Below are 878 nucleotides of genomic sequence, written 5' to 3'. Positions count from 1 at the left end.
GGGCTCACCGACGCCGACCTCGACGAGGCCGCCGCGGCCGCCGCGGAGCTCATCGACCCACCGTCCGACGTGCGTGCCTCCGCGGCCTACCGGCGCCACCTGCTTCCGGTCCACCTCCGCCGCGCGCTGACCGACCTGCGGGCCGCGCGCCCGTGACACGACGTGCCCGTGGACCGCTCCGCGGGTGGAAGAGAGATCATGCAACTCCGTGAGGAATTCGAGGTCGCCCAGCCGCTGGCCTCGGTATGGGCCTTCTTCGAGCAGTTCGAGAAGGTCGCCGCCTGTGTCCCCGGTGTCGAGGACCTGACGCAGACCGGCCCCGACGACATCGACGTCCGGATCACCCAGAGTGTCGGGCCGATGTCCGCCACCTTCGCGGCGGCCGCGACGATCGTCGAGCGGGTGCCGGAGAAGCTCATCGCCTTCACCGCGACCGGCAAGACCGTGCGCGGGGCCATGGGCAACGTCAGGGCGTCGGTCACCGTGCAGGTGGAGGCCGCGGGACCCGATCGCACCACCGTGTCCGTCGACGGGGACGTGGCCCTCGCCGGCGCCCTGGGCAGCGTGGGGCAGAAGGTCGTCGCGAAGCAGGCCGGGAAGGTGACGGCGGCGTTCTCCCGCAACCTCGAGGCCGCGCTGGGCGGCGGCGCCGCTGTGCCGGCCGCCCGCCCGACGATCGGTACCGCGGACTTCGTCGACCGCACGCCGGCCCCGTCCGCCCCGGCGCCGGCGCCTGCCGCTCGCCGGGGACCCGGCCGCTGGACGATAGCGTACGACGTGCTGAGCGCGGTCTCGGCCGTCCTCAGCGGGATCGCGGTCTGGCAGAACCGGCGATCGCGATGACCGCGACACAGCCGTGGACGGCGCCACGGGTCGAG

The 878-nt window shown here is 74.0% G+C and carries 1 protein-coding gene and 1 pseudogene; both read left to right on the top strand.

Annotated features, from left to right (window positions below):
* A pseudogene (locus PKE99_RS37895) lies at positions 1-156 on the top strand (FAD binding domain-containing protein); the annotation flags it as partial.
* 42 nt (positions 157-198) lie between these two features.
* Positions 199-843: an SRPBCC family protein gene (locus tag PKE99_RS37890; protein ID WP_271215077.1), complete on the top strand. Its 645-nt coding sequence runs from the start codon at positions 199-201 to the stop codon at positions 841-843.
* Positions 844-878 lie beyond the last annotated feature (35 nt).

The sequence above is a fragment of the Pseudonocardia halophobica genome, assembly GCF_027922425.1.
Taxonomy (GTDB): domain Bacteria; phylum Actinomycetota; class Actinomycetes; order Mycobacteriales; family Pseudonocardiaceae; genus Pseudonocardia; species Pseudonocardia halophobica.
Note: the sequence above shows the minus strand (reverse complement) of the source record. Positions and strands in the feature narration are given on the sequence as shown.

Bases quoted from the DNA above. Each gene is read 5' to 3' on its own strand.
- PKE99_RS37890 (WP_271215077.1), top strand. From the start codon at position 199: ATGCAACTCCGTGAGGAATTCGAGGTCGCCCAGCCGCTGGCCTCGGTA.